Source organism: Pseudomonas sp. FP2196 (assembly GCF_030687715.1).
GTDB lineage: Bacteria > Pseudomonadota > Gammaproteobacteria > Pseudomonadales > Pseudomonadaceae > Aquipseudomonas.
In genome coordinates, this window is record NZ_CP117445.1 from 4,177,397 (window position 1) to 4,194,728 (window position 17,332).

Below are 17,332 nucleotides of genomic sequence, written 5' to 3' on the forward strand. Positions count from 1 at the left end.
TCAGGTCGGCGCGTTTAAAGCCCTGTCGCCCAGAATGCCGGAGCACTGGTACAGGCGTTCTTGATCAGTTCAAAAGCCTTGTCGATATCTTCAGCGGTGGTGAAACGGCCGAGACTCAGGCGAATCGTACGGCCGGCCAGCCTTGTGTCATGTCCCAGTGCCAACAGCACGTGGGATGGCCCGTTACTCGCGGAATTGCAGGCCGAGGTCGCGGAGAATGCGATTGAATGGCTAAGCGCCGCACTATTGAACTCGCCTTCGCTGAAGGTCAGGCTCAAGGTATGCGGAACGCGTTGCGTGGTACTGCCGTTGAGGCGCACTCCCGGCAGGCTCAAAAGTTGTTCGAGCAAGCGTTCACGCAAAGCGACGATGGAGTTTTTCTCTTCATCGAATTCGGCAGCGGCCCAGGCGAATGCCGCACCCATCGCGGCGATCTGATGAGTCGCAAGTGTTCCGGAGCGCAACCCGCTCTCATGCCCGCCACCATGAATCTGCGCCTGGACGCGCTGTTGCGCACGCGGGCCGACGTACAGCGCGCCGATGCCTTTGGGGCCGTAGAGTTTATGCGCCGAGAAAGACATCAGATCGACCGGCCATTGCGTCAGATTGATTTCCACTTTGCCCGCGCCTTGAGCCGCATCGACATGGAACAACGCCTCGTGACCGCGAACGACTTCACCGATGGCAGGGATGTCGTTGACGGTGCCGAGTTCGTTGTTAACCAGCATCAGCGACACCAGAAAGGTGTCATCACGCATGGCTTCGCTGACCGCTTGCGGGGTAATCAGGCCGTCGGCGTCCGGCACCAGATAAGTCACGGCAACGCCAGCGTCCTGCAATTGACGGGCGGTATCGAGGATGGCTTTGTGTTCGATCTGGCTGGTAATGATGTGCCCGCCGGACACGCCGCGCGCCTGGGCTACACCTTTGAGAGCAAGGTTATTGGATTCGGTAGCACCGGAGGTCCAGACGATCTGTTCGGCTTGCGCGCCGACCAGTTCGGCGACTTGTCGGCGGGCCTGCTCGACCGTTTTCCGGGCCTGCTGGCCAAAAGCATGGGAGCTGGAAGCCGGATTGCCGAAATTACCGTGAAACCCCAGACATTCGATCATCACCTGGATGACCCGCTCGTCCACCGGAGTAGTGGCGGCGTAATCGAAATACAACGGACGTGTGTTCATAAAAGACTCGCAGAGCGTGTTCCGGGATCAGGAGGCTCGTATCTGCAAACGGCACAGCGCAGCCTTGTGAGCTGCGCGTCGGTTCGAGAGCGTCATCAATACCTGATCGGATGCCGTTAAAGAAGAACAACTTCATTTAAAAGTGCGTAGGAACGCTCCTGAAGCCGAGCTTAACAGGCATCGGGCCGGCGGTTGAAGCAATGCGTCAGCTAAAGCTTTCGAGAAGTAACGGGTACAGGGAAACCACCAGCAACGCCGCCATGCCCCAGTTGAACACGCGCAACCAGCGCGGGTCCTTCAACACATTGCGCAGGAGCGTGCCGCACGCCGCCCAGACGCCGACGCTCGGCAGATTGATGATGGCGAACACGGCAGCGATCACCAGCACATTGGTGAAGTAACCCTGCATCGGCGTGTACGTGCTGATGGCGCCGATGGCCATGATCCACGCTTTGGGATTGACCCACTGGAACGCTGCTGCGCCGAGGTAGCTGATCGGTTTGGCTTCGCCTTGAACGTTGTCACCAACCGGTCCCGAGTGAGCAATTTTCCACGCCAGATAGAGCAGATACGCCGCGCCGACATAACGCAGAATCGTATAAAGAATCGGATAGGACTGAAACACCGCGCCCAGGCCAAAACCCACCGCCACCACCAGAACAAAAAAGCCACAGGTAATGCCCACCATGTGCGGGATGGTGCGGTTAAAGCCGAAGTTCACGCCCGATGCCAACAACATGGTGTTGTTCGGCCCCGGCGTAATTGAGGTAACAAGGGCAAACAGGGCAAAGCCCAACAATAGATCAAGCGAGAGGGTCATCGTGGGCAAATCCGTCAGGGTCATTCAGGTGTAGACCCTATCCCACGCAGGCCGGTAAACCCACGGACAGTTGGGTAAAACTTCTAGCAGTACAGTTTGTTTTCAGCTTGGCCGACCGTGCAGCTGTACGGCACGTTCCGCGCTCATTTCAGCCTTCTTGTCGAACTGCGACTGGCCGAGCAACTGAGCTTTTTTAGCGTGGTATTCGTCAAAGGACAAACCGCTGCGGTTCAGCGCTTCCATCGCCAACTCCCGAGATTCTTCTTCGGTGTAGGGGCGCAACTCCGGAGAATTGTGAGAGGCACAACCGGCGAGCACGGAGACAGCGAGCAGCAGAGAAACAGTCAGTAAACGATTCATGGGAGCGTCCTGGCGAGCAGTGGGGGTCGATGGAGAAAGGCTACGCCCGGGTACGCTCGCGCAGAAATCAACGCTTTCAATAGTGGCTATCAGTGAATCAGCGATGACTGCCCATATCTCTTAGATATCTATAACAATCGATAAACGTTCTCAGCAGGTGATCCAGTTGTCCATCTAACTCACCAGATTGCAGTGCAGTGCATCGTCGTGACTGCGGGCGATGCTGCTCAACACCTGAAACGAGTTGAAAGTCACGGTTTTCGCCTGATGCGTGCGGATCAACTGCCAGAAATCCTGCTCACCGCTTTCGAAACTGCGGAATGCGGCCTCCCCCGCCTCGCGGCTCTGCCATTGCAGAAAACTCAATACTCGCCGGCCATCGTCGCTGGCTTGCACACTCGCGCTGACGAAGCCTTCGTAGCGTTGGGCCATACGCTCGGTCTGCACCGACAGCGCCGAGACCAGCGCCGGTTGCTGCCGTGGCTCGATCTCGAATTCGATCAATTGTGTGAAGCTGCGGTTTTTCGCTGACGCTTGCATGAAAAGTCCCCACTTGGCTGTAAGGCGAATCTTGCGACTCGACGAAGCGCAGGGTAAAACCTCTAGTTAAGTCAAGGTCAAGAGCTATCTTCAAATGATCACCAAAGAGACTGTGCACAAGCAGCTAACCGTCGGCGAGGTCGCGGCGCGCAGCGGCGTTGCGGTCACCGCGCTGCACTTTTATGAATCCAAAGGGCTGATCAAGAGCCAGCGCAATGCCGGCAATCAACGCCGTTATCCACGATCCGTGCTGCGCCGGGTGGCGTTGATCAAAGTTGCGCAGCGTCTGGGGATTCCTCTGGCAGAGATCGGTGAGGCACTGAAAATTCTTCCGGATGATCGTGCACCGACGGCAGCGGACTGGAAGATTCTGTCTGAGCAGTGGCGTCGGGAGCTGGATGAGCGGATCAATCAATTGACACTGCTGCGCGACCGGCTCACGGGCTGCATCGGTTGTGGCTGTTTATCGATGGAGGCCTGCCCGTTGCGCAATCAGGGTGACGTGTTGGGCGAACAGGGGCCGGGCCCACACTTTCTCCAGGACTGATGATCGGTGCTGCTCGTCGGGCGAAAATCCTGGCCGCGAAGACAGTCCTATAGTGGTTTTTCCGGTAATCCGGTGAAGTTACACCTCGTAGAACAACAATCAGGGAGAACGTCATGAGCGTCAAACCTATCCCGGAGGGGTATCACAGCATCACCCCGTATCTCGGCATCCAAAAGGCTGCCGACGCCATCGATTTCTATAAGAAGGCCTTCGGTGCCACCGAAGTCATGCGCCTGGCCATGCCCGACGGCGGCATCGGCCACGCGGAACTGCGCATTGGCGACAGCGCAATCATGCTGGGCTCGCCGTGCGATCAGGGACCATTGAGCAGTCCCGACAAAGCTGTATCAGTCGGTTTGCATCTTTATGTGACCGATGTCGACAGATCATTCCAACGGGCGCTGGATGCCGGCGCGACGCTGGTGTCCGAGGTCAAGGACCAGTTTTACGGTGATCGCAGCGGGACGCTGAAGGATCCGTATGGGCATCTGTGGTTTCTGGCCACGCACAAGGAGGATCTGACAGAGGAGCAGATCAAGCAGCGGGCGATGGAGATGTTTCAACAAGGTTAAGTTTTAGAGTGCTGTCACTGGCCTCTTCGCGAGCAGGCTCGCTCCCACAGTGTTTTGCGGGGTGGCATTAATAGCTGTCCCCCTCAAATCTCTGGGGAGCGGGCTTGCCCGCGACGAGGCCATCACTGACAACACACTTCATGAACCCGACCCTCACGCTTTGCCCCTTGCCCCAACCCCCGGACAATTTCAGGATGCATCTATAAAACCCAGAGAAAGGACCAGCCCGATGTTTGCCGGATTCCTCAAAGACCAGCGCCACGTCAACGGCGTCGACATTGCCTATCGTCTCGGCGGTAGCGGCCCGGGCCTGTTGCTGTTGCACGGTCACCCGCAGACCCATGTGATCTGGCACAAGATTGCCGAACAACTGGCCGAGCACTTCACCGTAGTCGCCGCCGACCTGCGCGGTTATGGCGATAGCGGGCGCCCGCCCGCCGACGAGTTGCACCTCAACTACTCAAAACGCGAAATGGCCCGGGACAACATCGAACTGATGCAGGCGCTGGGCTTCGAGCAGTTCTCGGTCCTTGCCCACGACCGTGGCGCCCGGGTCGCCCATCGACTGGCGCTCGACCACCCCGGCGCCGTGCAACGCATGATGCTGCTGGACATTGCCCCGACCCTGTCAATGTACGCGCAAACCAACGAAGCGTTCGCCCGCGCCTATTGGCACTGGTTCTTCTTGATTCGCCCGGCGCCGCTGCCGGAAACCCTGATCGAGGCCGATCCCGAGTCTTACCTGCGCAGCGTGATGGGCAGTCGCAGTGCCGGGCTCAAGCCGTTTACCGACGAAGCGTCAGGCGAATACCTGCGCTGCTTGCAACAGCCGGGCAGCGCTCGCGGTATCTGTGAGGACTACCGCGCCAGCGCCGGCATCGATCTGGAACATGATCGCGCCGACATCGTGGCGGGACGGCATTTGAATCTGCCACTGCGGGTGTTGTGGGGGGCCGAAGGGACGGTCGGGCGCTGCTTCGATCCGCTCAAGGAATGGCAGCAGGTCGCCGCCAACGTCAGCGGCCAACCCTTGCCCGCCGGCCATTACATCGCCGAAGAAGTCCCCGAACTGTTGCTCGCCGAAGCGCTGGATTTTCTGCGCTGAACAGAGCCTACAAGTGCCGATGCTATGCTGGCGGCTTGTGCCGCAAGTGCTCGTTTTGCCATGACCCAGAAGAAAGACACCGTGCCCCTGCCCGAAGACCTGCGCGTGCTGCTCACCGTGATCCGCAAGAACGGCTTCGCCGCTGCGGCGGATGAGTTGGGCCTTTCCCCGGCCTATGTCAGCAAGCGCATCCAGATTCTCGAAACCACCCTCGGCACGCGCCTGTTGCACCGCACCAGTCGCCGCGTGTCTCTGACCGAGGATGGCGAAAGGGTGCAGCGCTGGGCGTTGCGCATTCTCGATGACTTCCAGCAACTGCACGACGAACTTTGCGACGCCCATGACAGCCCGCGTGGGCGTCTGCACATTTGCAGCAGTTTCGGTTTCGGTCGCAATCACGTCGCGCCTGCAGTGTCGTTGCTGGCCGAGCGTTACCCGCAACTGGAGATACGCCTCGATCTGTTTGACCGGGTGGTGGACATCATCAACGAAGGCTTCGATCTGGAGATCCGCGTGGGCGATGACATTCCTGGTCAGCACATCGGTCGGCAGCTTGTGAGCAACCGGCGGGTGTTGTGCGCCGCACCGGATTATCTGCAACGTCGCGGCACGCCACAGACACTAGATGATTTGCAGCAGCACGATTGCCTCGTGATCAAGGAGCGCGACAACGCATTCGGGATCTGGGATCTGGATCGTGACGGCGCACAGGAAAGCGTGCGGGTCAGCGGGCCGTTGTCGTCGAACAATGGCGAGATCGTCCTGCAATGGGCGCTGGATGGTCGTGGGATATTGCTGCGCTCATTGTGGGACGTGAAGCCGTTGCTGGATGAGGGACGGTTAGTTCAGGTGCTGGACGATTACAGTCAGAGCGCCAACGTCTGGGCGGTGTACCCGACGCGGTTGGCGCATTCGGGGAAATTGCGCGCGTGTGTGGAGTTTTTGCAGGCGCACTTCAAAGGATTATCTATATAGAAGATCAAAAGATCGCAGCCTTCGGCAACTCCTACAGTGGGCACGTGTAGAAGCTGCCGGCGGCTGCGGTCTTTTTCTTCAATTCAGCCAGGGATTGGCGGCCAGATGCTCGCGCTCGAACGCCTTGATCTGCTCGCGCCGCTGCAAAGTGCTGCCGATCGCATCCAGCCCCAGCAACAGCGCGGTCTTGCGCAACGTATCAATCTGAAAATCAATCACTGAGCCATCCGCCAATCCAATCTGCTGAGCCTCCAGATCAACACTGATCCGCGCGCTGTCAGGCTGGCCGACAACCTGCCCGATCCGCTGCAGCTGCGCCTCTTCCAGCGTGATCAACAACACCCCGTTGCGCTGGCAGTTGTCATAAAAGATCCCGGCAAAACTGCTGCCGATCAGCGCGCGGATGCCCATCTGCTGCAAGCCCCACACCGCATGCTCACGGCTGGAACCGCAGCCGAAATTCGGCCCGACCACAAGGAAACTCGCCCCTTGCCAAGCTGGCTTGTTCAACACGAATTCGGAATTTGGCGTGCCATCGGGCAGAAACCGCAGATCGAAAAACAAGCCACGATCCAGCCCCTGACGATCGATACCCTTGAGAAACTGTTTAGGCATGATCACGTCAGTATCGACGTTCGCCGCCAGCAGCGGCGCGGCCTGGCCGCTGACGTGAGTGAAGGGTTGCAGGCTCATGAGCGTTCTCCAAAGTCACGGATGTCGGTAAGTCGCCCTCTGATCGCAGCGGCGGCGACCATTGCCGGGCTCATCAGATGGGTGCGCGCGCCGGCGCCCTGACGGCCCTCGAAATTGCGATTAGTGCTCGAAGCGCAGCGGTCACCGGGGGCCAGTACGTCGTCGTTCATCGCCAGGCACATCGAGCAGCCCGACTGGCGCCACTCAAAACCGGCATCGATAAAGATCTGCGCCAAACCTTCGGCCTCGGCTTGGGCGCGGACTTCGCTGGAGCCGGGCACGATCATCGCCCGCACATGCCCGGCCACTTGTTGGCCGCGCACGACGCTGGCGGCATCACGCAAATCTTCGATCCGCGCGTTGGTGCAGGAGCCGATAAAGGCATGGCTGATGACGATATCGCTGAGCGCCATACCCGCTTCCAGGCCCATATAGTTGAGCGCGCGGCGCACGCCCTGACGCAGGATCGGGTCGTTGATGTCCTGTGGATCCGGCACTCGCGCACCAATGGCGGCAGCCTGATCCGGGCTGGTGCCCCAAGTGACCATCGGTTCGAGCAAGCTGGCGTCGAGATGAATTTCCCGGTCGAACACCGCGCCCGGATCGCTGCGCAATTCACGCCACGCTGTCAGTCCGCGTTCCCACAGTTCACCTGCGGGCGCCCGGGGTTTGCCTTTGAGGTAAGCGAAGACTTTGTCGTCCGGCGCCATGAATGCGCCGCGCGCACCGGCTTCGACCGCCATGTTGCAGATGGTCATCCGCGCTTCAACGCTCAGACCGTCGATGGTCGAACCGCAAAACTCGATGGCGAAGCCGGTGGCCCCGGACGCGCCGATCCGGCCGATCAGCGCCATGATCACGTCTTTTGAGGTCAGCCCCGGCGCAAGTTCGCCCTCAACGGTCACGCGCAGGGTTTTCAGGCGTTTGTAGACCAGGGTCTGCGAAGCCAGCAGATGCTCGATTTCCGAGGTGCCAATGCCGAAACCGAAGGCGCCGAGTGCGCCATAGGTGGTGGTGTGGCTGTCGCCGGCAGCGATCACCATGCCCGGCAGAATGAAGCCTTGCTCGGGAGCGATGACATGTTCGATGCCCTGGCGCTTGTCGAGGATATCCAGCAGTTCGATGCCGAAGTCCCGGCAGTTTTCCGCCAGATACGACACTTGCCGTGCACCGCCCGCATCAGACATTGCCGCCACTCGCACAGGTGCAGTCGGATTGACGTGATCGACAACCGCCAGCGCCGTGCCCGGACGCCAGACGTCACGTCCGGCATCGCGCAAACCGCTGAAAGCCTGCGGACTCGTGTACTCATTGATCACCTGACGATCGATATACAGCAGCACGTGGCCCTGATCGTCGAGGCGGCACACCGTGTGTGAATCGATGTGTTTGTCGTAGAGGGTTCTGGCGGTCATCAAAGGTGCTCACTGAGGCAATCCGTGTGATTTCCATCATAGGGCGCGGGTGGCGGGCATCAATTGGCGGAGGGTGATGGCGTCATTCATGAATCGTGTTTGATCTCCCGCAAGGGTTCAGTGATGCAGATGCGAATTGCGAAACATTTGCTTTCATATCGATCATCGGGATTTACCTCGCTCATCCGTCCTATAGAGATGCAGGCCGTTCGCGTAGGCAAAAGCCACGAACGCCTTTCGGGGACTCCCGTGCTGCGAAGCCCGTAGCCGTGCTCCCCTCCACCGAAATCAAGACGCGTAATCATGTCGAAGAAATCCCGCTCCAAACTGTGGTTCCTGATACATAGCTGGCTCGCGTTACCCATCTGGTTTTTCGTCCTGATCGTCTGCGTGACCGGGACGTTGGCGGTGGTCAGCCAGGAAATCGTCTGGCTCGCCAATCCGCAGATGCGCGCCAGTCAGCCATCGGACGATGCACCGCTGCTCAGCTACGATCAGGTGCTGGCGGCGATCAAGAAAGCCGAACCACAGACCGTGGTCGAAAGCATCAGCCGCCCCGACGAATCACACTTTGCCCTGGACGTAGAGGTCAGCTACCCGGACGGTCGCTCGCTGACGGTCTACGTCAACCCCTACACGGGGGTGATTCAGGGCACTGCACCGACCTTCAACTTCAAGGCGTTCACCCGTGCATTGCATGGTTGGTGGCTCGTCCCGTTCACCAACGGTTTCAGTTGGGGCTGGTATCTGGTGTCGTTCCTCGGCCTGCCTCTGCTGGTTTCGCTGATCACCGGTCTGGTGGTTTATAAACGCTTCTGGAAAGGTTTCTTTAACCCGACCCTGCGCTTTCGCCACGGCGCGCGGATTTTCTGGGGTGACTTCCACCGTCTCAGCGGTATCTGGTCGATCTGGTTCATTGCGGTGATTTCCATCACTGGCACCTGGTTCCTGATTCAAGCGTTGCTGTCGGACAACCAGATTTCCATTTCCAGCGAACCGATCATCCCGGCAATGGCCCGTGAGGCTGTACCGCTTTCGCCTGACGGCTCACCGCCCACGCGAATCAGTCTGGATCACGCCATTGAAATCGCCCAGCAGAAGATCCCCGGCCTGGAGGTCAGCTTCGTCAGCCTGCCGGGCAATGCCTACAGCCATATGAGTGTCGGTGGCAGGGGCTGGTATCCGCTGATGTTCCAGACCGCCACGATCAATCCGTACAACGGTGACATGGCGGCTTCGCGGTTGTTGTCCGATCGTTCCTCACTGGAATTCGTCACCGAATCCATGCGCCCGCTGCATACCGGTGACTTTGGCGGATTGTGGATCAAGCTGATCTGGTTCTTCTTCGGCCTGCTGCTGAGCATGATGGTGCTCAGCGGCCTGTTGATCTGGACCAAACGCACCGCCCTGGCCACCGCCAACGCACTCAAGCGGGAAAGTAAAAAGAATCGTGTCCTGCCCCAACCGGCCATGAATCGTGAAGTGTCGGAGGCCAACCTGTGAGCAAATCCACTGCTGCCGCTCAACCCTCACGCCTGAGTCTGTTCTGGCACAAATGGCGGTTCCACATCAACGTGCTGTTGCTGCTGATTCCGCTGGGCTTCATGCCCAAATACTTCGCCGATGCCGCCCTGTTCCGCGGCGACAGTGGCCTCGGTGAACGGGAAGTCGGCGAAATTCAGGTCGGCCCCTGGCGCCTGCGCCTCGCCGAGTTGCGCGATGAAGCGCCCCGCGGCGGCCCGGCCGGTTATCTGAAAGGCTTCAATGCCGCCCTGTGTGACGTTTGCGTCGACAAGGTCAAGGCGACCTATCTGCGCATCGGCAAACCCCGCAGTCTGCGCGCCGCCGGGGTGATTTTCTTCGGCACCCCGTACCGCATGGGTGCCCAACTGCCAGTCCCGGAAAAAACCAAAGCCGATGCCGAACTGTGGATCACCATGGAAGGCTGGGACGGCAGCATGCATCAGGCCTCGATTCCCCTGAGCCAGGCCTCCCCCGCCACCCTCGCCTGGCTGAACACACAAGGAGCCAAACCATGAGCTGCCCTCGCCCTTACCGCCTGCGGCTGAGCGCCGCGCTGCTGGTGCTGTGCGCCGGCTTCAGCGCCAGCGCTCTGGCGCATAACCCGATGTGTGAATGCAAAGCCATCGACGACGAGCAGATCAAATGCACCGGCGGTTTTTCCGACGGCAGCGGCGCCCCGGGCGTGACCCTCGACGTGATCGGCTACGACGAAACCATTCTGGTGCCCGGCAAGCTCGGTAGTGACTCGACCCTGACCTTCAAGAAACCCGGCGCAGAGTTTTATGTGCTGTTCGACGCAGGCCCCGGCCATGTGGTCGAAATCGACCAAGCGGATATCGAAGCCCCATGAGTACGCCCACCACGCAAATCGTGCGCCCGGCCGGTGCCGGCCATGAAACCCTCTACGTGCTGTTGTTGTGTCTGCTGATCCTCGCGCTGGCCGGTTCCGTTGTGGCTTGGCGCGGGGTTTCCCATGAACCGGAGCCCGTCGCCAGCAACCAGTTCGATGCCCGACGTGACCTTAGCGCCGCCGAGCAAGGCATCTATGCCGACCTGCGGGTGACGCTGGACGAAATCCAGTTGCTGCGTGAAGAGCAGAAAACCCTGCCAACCCCGCAAAACCTGGCGAATGAAGGTTTCGCTCCGTTTGCTCAGGACGCCAGTTCCGTCAGTCGTGGCGGTCACGTCTGGCAAATGCAGGCTGACAGCGCCTATTTCGGTCACAGCCAGACGCCTGCCGTCGCCGGTTCGTTTCTGATGCGCGTCGATGCCGATGCCAACGCGGCGCCAGATATATGGCTCAACCGCCAAGCCGAACTCAAGGCGCCTCAAGCGCTGAACGACGCGGCCCTGTCCGCCGCCGGCTGGAAACAGATCGTCGCGCAATACGATGCCGGGGTTACCCGCGAACATCGCCATTGATTCCTCGCACTCACCCGAGAGAAGACCGTTTGCCCATGTCTATTTCATCACCACGCCGTCCGTTGTTGCGCCTGTTTCTACTGGGCCTGTGTGCCTGTCTGTTGAGCCCACTGGCCAGTGCCGAGCAGGCCAAACGCCTGCGCATCGGCATTACCCTGCATCCTTATTACAGCTACGTGGCGAACATCGTCGGCGACAAGGCCGAGGTCGTGCCGCTGATTCCGGCCGGTTTCAACCCGCACGCTTACGAGCCAAGGGCCGAGGACATCAAACGTATCAGCGGCCTGGACGTGATCGTGCTCAACGGTGTCGGCCATGACGACTTCGCTGACCGCATGATCGCCGCCAGCGAAACACCCAACATCAAGACCATCGAAGCCAACGAAAACGTGCCGCTACTGGCCGCCACCGGAGTCGCTGCGCGCGGTGCCGGCAAAGTGGTCAACCCGCACACGTTCCTCTCGATCAGTGCTTCGATTGCCCAGGTCAACAACATCGCCCGAGAACTGGGCAAGCTCGACCCGGACAACGCCAAGGCCTACACCCAGAACGCCCGCGCCTACGGCAAACGCCTGCGCCAGATGCGCGCCGACGCCCTGGCAAAACTGACCCAGGCACCGAACGCCGAACTGCGCGTCGCCACCGTTCACGCCGCTTACGACTACCTGCTGCGCGAATTCGGTCTGGAAGTGACGGCCGTGGTCGAACCCGCCCACGGTATCGAGCCGAGCCCGAGCCAGTTGAAGAAGACCATCGACCAACTGCGCGAACTGGACGTGAAGGTGATCTTCTCGGAAATGGACTTCCCGTCCTCTTACGTCGACACCATTCAGCGTGAGTCCGGCGTGAAGCTGTATCCGCTATCGCACATTTCCTACGGCGAATACACCGCCGAAAAATACGAAAAGGAAATGACCGGCAACCTCAACACCGTGGTGCGGGCGATTCAGGAGTCAGGGGCATGACCTCCAAAGAAACCTTCTCTGACCAGTCCGAAACCCCTGTGGGAGCGAGCTTGCTCGCAAATGCGGGGGATCATTCAACAACAATTTCGACTGACACGACGCCTCCGCGAACGCTCCCACAGGTTTGCGGGCCGACTCTCGATTTTGCTGATATCAGCCTGATCCTCGGGCGCACCACCATTCTCGACAAGGTCACCTTCCAGGTGCACCCCGGCAGCGTGCATGCGCTGGTCGGCCCCAACGGTGGCGGCAAGAGTTCGCTGATCAAGACCTTGCTCGGCCAAATGCCGCATCAAGGCCAGTTGAGCCTGCAATGGCCCGGCGAGCCCGGCACCATTGGCTACGTGCCGCAAGCGCTGGAATTCGACCGCGGCTTGCCAATGACGGTCGACGATTTCATGGCTGCCATGTGCCAGCGCCGCCCGGCGTTTCTCGGCTTGAGCAAACACTACGCTGGCGCCATCGGTGAGGCGCTGGAACGGGTCGGCATGCAGGACAAGCGCAAGCGCCGCATGGGCGCTCTGTCCGGCGGTGAGCGTCAGCGGGTCCTGCTCGCCCAAGGGCTCATCCCGGCGCCGCAACTGCTGGTGCTGGATGAGCCGATGTCGGCGCTCGACGAGGCCGGGATTCAAGTATTCGAACGCCTGCTCGGGGATTGGCGCGCGGCGGGCATCACCGTGTTGTGGATCGAACATGATCTGGAGGCGGTCGGACGTCTGGCCGATCGCGTCACCGGTCTCAACCGTCGCGTGCTGTTCGATGCCACACCGCAACAGGCGCTGACGCCGGAGCGTCTGCTGACGCTGTTTTCGACCCATCCACGGAGCGCTGTCTGATGAGTTACGAAGCCTTTCGTTTGATGGTTCAGGGCTGGGCCTCGTCGGGCTACCTGCCCGAAGCGCTGGCCTATGGCTTTGTGGTCAATGCGCTGCTCGCGGGCCTGTTGATCGGCCCGGTGCTCGGCGGTCTCGGCACGCTGGTGGTGGTCAAGCGCTTTGCGTTTTTCTCCGAAGCCGTCGGCCATGCAGCGCTAACCGGCGTGGCCATCGGCATCCTGCTCGGCGAACCCTACACCGGGCCGTATGGCAGCCTGTTCGGTTACTGCCTGCTGTTCGGCATTCTGCTCAACTACCTGCGCAACCGCACCGGTCTGGCGCCGGACACCTTGATCGGCGTGTTCCTCTCGGTATCCTTGGCGCTGGGTGCGAGCCTGCTGCTGATTCTGGCCGGCAAGATCAACGTACACATTCTGGAAAACGTGCTGTTCGGTTCGGTGCTGACCGTCAACGGCAATGATCTGGCGGTGCTGGCCATCGTCGGTTCGCTGGTCATGGCCCTCGCGCTGCCGCTGTACAACCGCATCATGCTGGCCAGCTTCAATCCGCAACTGGCGGCGGTACGCGGGGTGGCGGTGAAGACGCTCGATTACCTGTTCGTGATTCTGGTGACGCTGATCACCGTGGCGGCGGTGAAAGTCATCGGCGCGATTCTGGTCGGCGCACTACTGGTGATTCCGGCGGCGGCGGCGCGTTTGCTCAGCCAGTCGCTCAAGGGTTTCTTCTGGTGTTCGGTACTGATTGCCACCGTCAGCACCTTGTGCGGGATTCTGGCGCCGATCGTCTTCGATCTGCCGATCCCGTCCGGCGCCGCGATCATTCTGGTCGCCGGCATTGCTTTCGCTCTCGCCGCCATCGCGCGCGGTGTCGTACCCAGTCTGAAAGGGAACCTTGGATAAATGGCTTTTTCACTGAGAAAACTGACCCTGGCCATGGCTCTGTGCGGCTTGGCCTGCGGCCCTTTGATGGCCGCCGAAAGCGTCAAGCCCTTGCAGGTGCTGGCCTCGTTGCCGATCACCTACGGCTTGGGCGAGGCATTGCTCAAAGGCACCGATATCAACCTGAAACGCGCGGCGCCGGCGAACTTGCCGGGCAGCCGCCAGACCGCTTACTTCACTGGTCGCGGCGCTCCGGCGCTGGACAAACTGGCGAGTAATGCCGACGCGGTCATCGGCGTGCGCTCGCTGTGGGCCGATGACCCGCTGTACCCGATCGCCCGTCGCAGCAATATCCGTATTGTTGAGGTCGATGCCGCACGCCCGGTCGACGGCGCCCTGCCCGGTATTGCCGTGCAACCGGGGTTGAAGGTCGATGGACTGAACAGCCAGCCATGGCTGGCGAGCAACAACATGGGGCGAATGGCAGACGTGATGGCAGCGGATCTGGTGCGTCTGGCACCGAACGCCAAGCCGAAGATCGAAGCGAACCTGGCGGCGTTGAAACAGCGCCTGCTCAAACTCAGCGCCGACAGCGAGGCGCGTCTGGCCAATGCCGACAATCTGAGTGTGATGAGCTTGAGCGATCACTTCGGCTATCTGATCGGTAGCCTGAATCTGGAGCTGATCGGGCAGGATCCACGTCCTGATGCAGAGTGGACGCAGGAGGATTTGAAGCAATTGACAGCGGCGCTCAAGGACAATGACGTGGCGGTGGTGCTGCATCACCGGCAACCCTCAGACGCGGTGAAAGCTGCCATTGCTGAATCAGGTAGCCGGTTGTTGGTGTTGGGTACGGATGCCGAAGATCCGGTGGCTGAGCTTGAGGGGAATGTGGATGCTCTGCTCAAGGGCTTGAGCGGCGCGTAACTTCAGTTGTACCGAGTGATCGTTTATCGCTGGCAAGCCAGCTCCCACAGGGTTTTGGTGTGTTCCACAAATGGTGTTCACACCGCAGATCACGGTGGGAACTGGCTTGCCAGCGATGGGGCGCTAGAAGACAGCACACATTCCAGCCATGAAAAAACCCGCTGACTGTCACCAGTCAGCGGGTTTCTTTTTACCCGGCGCTTATTGAGCCGCAGCTTGTGCTTCCATTTTCTGGCGCAGGCTCAGTGGGCGCATGTCAGTCCAGACTTCCTCGATGTAGGCCAGGCATTCCTTTTTCAGGCCGCTCTTGCCCACAGTGCGCCAGCCTTCTGGCACGGCCTTGTAATCCGGCCAGATCGAGTACTGCTCTTCGTGGTTGACCACGACCTGAAAGAGGATGTCCTCGCGGTCGAATACTGACGTCATGCTGGTTCTCCATCGTTGTAGATGTGGGCTGCACGGCAGGTGCAGCCGGGTATGTAGAAAGAACGTTCGGCGCGGCGAAAAATTTACTCGGCAGCGATGGCCGCAGCCAACGCACGACCGAAGATCTCGGCAACGCAGTCGATTTCGGCAGCGGTGATCACCAGCGGCGGGAGGAAACGCACCACCGCGCCGTGACGGCCACCCAACTCCAGAATCAGACCGCGTTTGAGACATTCGCGCTGCACCAGCGGTGCCAGCCGCGCAAACGCTGGTGGATGGCCGAGTGCGTCCGGCGCGCCGTTCGGGTCGACCAGTTCGACGCCAAGCATCAAGCCTCGGCCGCGAATATCGCCCAGTTGCGGGAAGTCGCGCTGCAGGATGCGCAGGTGCTCGCTCAAGCGCGCGCCCATGGCGGCGGCGTGTTCGCACACTTTGTGCTCAACCAGATAACGCATCACCGCAGAACCTGCCGCCATCGCCATCTGGTTGCCGCGGAAGGTGCCGGCGTGGGCGCCCGGCTGCCAGGTGTCGAGCCAGTCGCGATACACCACCACCGCCAGCGGCAGGCTGCCGCCGATGGCTTTGGACAGCACCACCACGTCCGGGATGATGCCGGCGTGTTCGAAGGCAAACATCTTGCCGGTACGGGCGAAACCGCTCTGGATTTCGTCAACAATCAGCGCCACACCAGCCTTCTCAGTGACCCGACGCAAGCCGCGCAGCCATTCGATATCCGCCGGAATCACCCCGCCCTCGCCCTGCACCGCTTCGACGATCACCGCTGCTGGCAATTGCACGCCGGCCTCGGGATCGTTGAGCAGGTTTTCCAGGTAGCTCAGGTTGGCCTTCACCCCGGCTGCACCGCCGAGGCCGAACGGGCAACGATAGTCATACGGGAACGGCATGAACTGCACGCCGTTGCTGAGCAACGCGCCCAGAGGTTTTTTCGGCCCCAGGCTGCCCATCAGGCTCAACGCCCCTTGGCTCATGCCGTGATAACCACCGGAGAATGACAGCACCGTGCTGCGCCCGGTCGCAGTGCGCACCAGTTTCAATGCTGCCTCCACTGCATCAGTGCCGGTCGGGCCGCAGAACTGGATCTTCGCTTGCGCCGCCAGATCCGGTGGCAGCAGACCGAACAGATCCTGAACGAATTGATCCTTGACCGGAGTGGTCAGGTCGAGCGTATGCAGCGGCAACTCATCGGCCAATACCTGCTGGATCGCTTCGATCACCACCGGGTGGTTATGCCCCAGTGCAAGCGTGCCGGCACCGGCCAGACAGTCAATAAAGGTGCGCCCTTCGACGTCTTCAACATACAGCCCCTTGGCGCGCTTGAGAGCCAGCGGAATGCGGCGCGGATAGCTGCGGGCATTGGACTCCTGCTGTGCCTGACGGGTCAGCAGTGGCGATTCATTGAATTGATACAACGTTTCCGCTGGCACCGTGGTGACCCGGGCCAGCGACTCTTCGATAAGGCTGGTGGCGACTGACATCTCTCGACCCCTCAATTCGCTATGGATTGTGACCAAAACAGCACACCGGACAGGTGCGCGTTCCGGTCGCGGGGCGCACTTGCAGGTTTTCCTGTTCTGGAAACGCATAAGCGAGGCGAGGATTTAGCCCCTTGATCGACTCGTCATCCGGATAATGGCAGTGACTTGCACATGGGCAGGATCTGCAAGCCTTTGTGCATGAGGGGTGGTTCAGATGCGCGATAGCCCAGATGACGATAGAACGCTTCGCCAGTGCGTGTGCTGTTGAGGTGGACGTGATGCAGACCACGCACCCGCAGCCAGCCTTGCAGATCGTTCATCAGCGCTCGCCCCGCGCCACGGCGAAAGGATTCCGGTTGTACATAGCAGAGCACAATGTCGCCACTGCGCTGAGCCATGCCGACACCGACCGGTTTGTCCGCAAGCAAGGCGATATTCAGATAGAAATGCGGGTCGGCAAGCCAGGCGCTGAGCGAATCGGCAGATTGCTGCCGGATCCAGTCGTTGACGATAAGCAGGTCGTTGCGATGATCGAGCGCACAACCGAAGCGGATCGAACGTTCGATGATGCGACAGATGATGCCGACGTCGGCCAGGATGGCCGGACGAATACAGATGGGTGCTTCCATGGCGCTGTTCCCTCAATCCAT

21 protein-coding genes are annotated in these 17,332 nt (G+C 60.3%); 12 read left to right on the plus strand and 9 right to left on the minus strand.

Going from position 1 to position 17,332, the window contains the following annotated elements; translation table 11 throughout:
• Positions 1–14: 14 nt before the first annotated feature.
• From PSH79_RS18630 to PSH79_RS18645, 4 genes are all read right to left on the minus strand, one after another.
• Positions 15–1,181, minus strand: a complete 1,167-nt coding sequence (locus tag PSH79_RS18630; protein ID WP_305438907.1) for an aminotransferase class V-fold PLP-dependent enzyme — start codon at positions 1,179–1,181, stop codon at positions 15–17.
• 205 nt (positions 1,182–1,386) lie between these two features.
• Complete coding sequence (locus tag PSH79_RS18635) at positions 1,387–2,001, minus strand: LysE family translocator (protein WP_305438908.1); 615 nt, start codon at positions 1,999–2,001, stop codon at positions 1,387–1,389.
• 102 nt (positions 2,002–2,103) lie between these two features.
• Positions 2,104–2,361, minus strand: a complete 258-nt coding sequence (locus PSH79_RS18640; RefSeq protein WP_187679511.1) for a hypothetical protein — start codon at positions 2,359–2,361, stop codon at positions 2,104–2,106.
• A gap of 174 nt (positions 2,362–2,535) precedes the next feature.
• The gene (locus PSH79_RS18645) at positions 2,536–2,901 is read right to left on the minus strand and encodes an antibiotic biosynthesis monooxygenase (RefSeq protein ID WP_305438910.1); all 366 of its coding nucleotides are present in this window, start codon (positions 2,899–2,901) and stop codon (positions 2,536–2,538) included.
• A gap of 94 nt (positions 2,902–2,995) precedes the next feature.
• Between PSH79_RS18645 and soxR the strand changes: the two genes are divergently transcribed.
• The 4 genes from soxR (at position 2,996) to PSH79_RS18665 (ending at position 6,100) form a co-directional block, all read left to right on the plus strand.
• Entirely contained in the window at positions 2,996–3,448 is a 453-nt protein-coding gene (soxR, locus tag PSH79_RS18650) for a redox-sensitive transcriptional activator SoxR (protein ID WP_305438911.1), read from the plus strand.
• 113 nt (positions 3,449–3,561) lie between these two features.
• Positions 3,562–4,020: a VOC family protein gene (locus tag PSH79_RS18655; RefSeq protein ID WP_305438913.1), complete on the plus strand. Its 459-nt coding sequence runs from the start codon at positions 3,562–3,564 to the stop codon at positions 4,018–4,020.
• 229 nt (positions 4,021–4,249) lie between these two features.
• Entirely contained in the window at positions 4,250–5,125 is an 876-nt protein-coding gene (locus tag PSH79_RS18660) for an alpha/beta fold hydrolase (RefSeq protein WP_305438914.1), read from the plus strand.
• Between the two features lie 24 nt (positions 5,126–5,149).
• Positions 5,150–6,100 carry a LysR substrate-binding domain-containing protein gene (locus PSH79_RS18665; RefSeq protein ID WP_305438915.1) on the plus strand — a complete coding sequence of 317 codons (951 nt, stop codon included), beginning with the start codon at positions 5,150–5,152 and terminating at the stop codon, positions 6,098–6,100.
• A gap of 78 nt (positions 6,101–6,178) precedes the next feature.
• Here PSH79_RS18665 and leuD read toward each other — a convergent pair whose 3' ends face one another.
• Complete coding sequence (leuD, locus tag PSH79_RS18670; protein ID WP_305438916.1) at positions 6,179–6,793, minus strand: 3-isopropylmalate dehydratase small subunit; 615 nt, start codon at positions 6,791–6,793, stop codon at positions 6,179–6,181.
• Positions 6,790–8,208 carry a 3-isopropylmalate dehydratase large subunit gene (leuC, locus tag PSH79_RS18675; RefSeq protein ID WP_305438917.1) on the minus strand — a complete coding sequence of 473 codons (1,419 nt, stop codon included), beginning with the start codon at positions 8,206–8,208 and terminating at the stop codon, positions 6,790–6,792. Before leuC ends, leuD begins: the two co-directional genes overlap by 4 nt.
• Positions 8,209–8,511: 303 nt before the next feature.
• Between leuC and PSH79_RS18680 the strand changes: the two genes are divergently transcribed.
• The 8 genes from PSH79_RS18680 to PSH79_RS18715 are packed head-to-tail and all read left to right on the plus strand — an operon-like array spanning position 8,512 to position 14,760.
• On the plus strand, positions 8,512–9,711 hold the full coding sequence (locus PSH79_RS18680) for a PepSY domain-containing protein (RefSeq protein WP_305438919.1): 1,200 nt from the start codon (positions 8,512–8,514) through the stop codon (positions 9,709–9,711).
• On the plus strand, positions 9,708–10,247 hold the full coding sequence (locus tag PSH79_RS18685) for a thiamine pyrophosphate-binding protein (protein WP_305438920.1): 540 nt from the start codon (positions 9,708–9,710) through the stop codon (positions 10,245–10,247). Before PSH79_RS18680 ends, PSH79_RS18685 begins: the two co-directional genes overlap by 4 nt.
• Positions 10,244–10,582, plus strand: coding sequence for a hypothetical protein (locus PSH79_RS18690; RefSeq protein ID WP_305438921.1), 339 nt, complete (start codon positions 10,244–10,246; stop codon positions 10,580–10,582). Before PSH79_RS18685 ends, PSH79_RS18690 begins: the two co-directional genes overlap by 4 nt.
• Positions 10,579–11,154 (plus strand): DUF6162 family protein, encoded by a 576-nt coding sequence (locus PSH79_RS18695; RefSeq protein WP_305438922.1) that lies wholly within the window; start codon positions 10,579–10,581, stop codon positions 11,152–11,154. The genes PSH79_RS18690 and PSH79_RS18695 overlap by 4 nt, the downstream gene beginning before the upstream one ends.
• Positions 11,155–11,189: 35 nt before the next feature.
• On the plus strand, positions 11,190–12,119 hold the full coding sequence (locus PSH79_RS18700; protein ID WP_305438924.1) for a metal ABC transporter substrate-binding protein: 930 nt from the start codon (positions 11,190–11,192) through the stop codon (positions 12,117–12,119).
• The gene (locus PSH79_RS18705) at positions 12,116–12,955 is read left to right on the plus strand and encodes a metal ABC transporter ATP-binding protein (RefSeq protein WP_305438925.1); all 840 of its coding nucleotides are present in this window, start codon (positions 12,116–12,118) and stop codon (positions 12,953–12,955) included. The genes PSH79_RS18700 and PSH79_RS18705 overlap by 4 nt, the downstream gene beginning before the upstream one ends.
• Positions 12,955–13,854, plus strand: coding sequence for a metal ABC transporter permease (locus tag PSH79_RS18710; protein ID WP_007917717.1), 900 nt, complete (start codon positions 12,955–12,957; stop codon positions 13,852–13,854). Before PSH79_RS18705 ends, PSH79_RS18710 begins: the two co-directional genes overlap by 1 nt.
• On the plus strand, positions 13,855–14,760 hold the full coding sequence (locus PSH79_RS18715; protein ID WP_305438926.1) for a metal ABC transporter solute-binding protein, Zn/Mn family: 906 nt from the start codon (positions 13,855–13,857) through the stop codon (positions 14,758–14,760). It begins immediately after the preceding gene.
• A 201-nt stretch (positions 14,761–14,961) separates the two neighbouring features.
• Here PSH79_RS18715 and PSH79_RS18720 read toward each other — a convergent pair whose 3' ends face one another.
• From PSH79_RS18720 to PSH79_RS18730, 3 genes are all read right to left on the minus strand, one after another.
• Positions 14,962–15,186 carry an MbtH family protein gene (locus PSH79_RS18720; RefSeq protein WP_007917715.1) on the minus strand — a complete coding sequence of 75 codons (225 nt, stop codon included), beginning with the start codon at positions 15,184–15,186 and terminating at the stop codon, positions 14,962–14,964.
• A gap of 83 nt (positions 15,187–15,269) precedes the next feature.
• Positions 15,270–16,682 carry an aspartate aminotransferase family protein gene (locus PSH79_RS18725; RefSeq protein WP_305438928.1) on the minus strand — a complete coding sequence of 471 codons (1,413 nt, stop codon included), beginning with the start codon at positions 16,680–16,682 and terminating at the stop codon, positions 15,270–15,272.
• Positions 16,683–16,825: 143 nt separating this feature from the next.
• On the minus strand, positions 16,826–17,311 hold the full coding sequence (locus tag PSH79_RS18730; RefSeq protein WP_305438929.1) for a GNAT family N-acetyltransferase: 486 nt from the start codon (positions 17,309–17,311) through the stop codon (positions 16,826–16,828).
• Between the last annotated feature and the right edge of the window lie 21 nt (positions 17,312–17,332).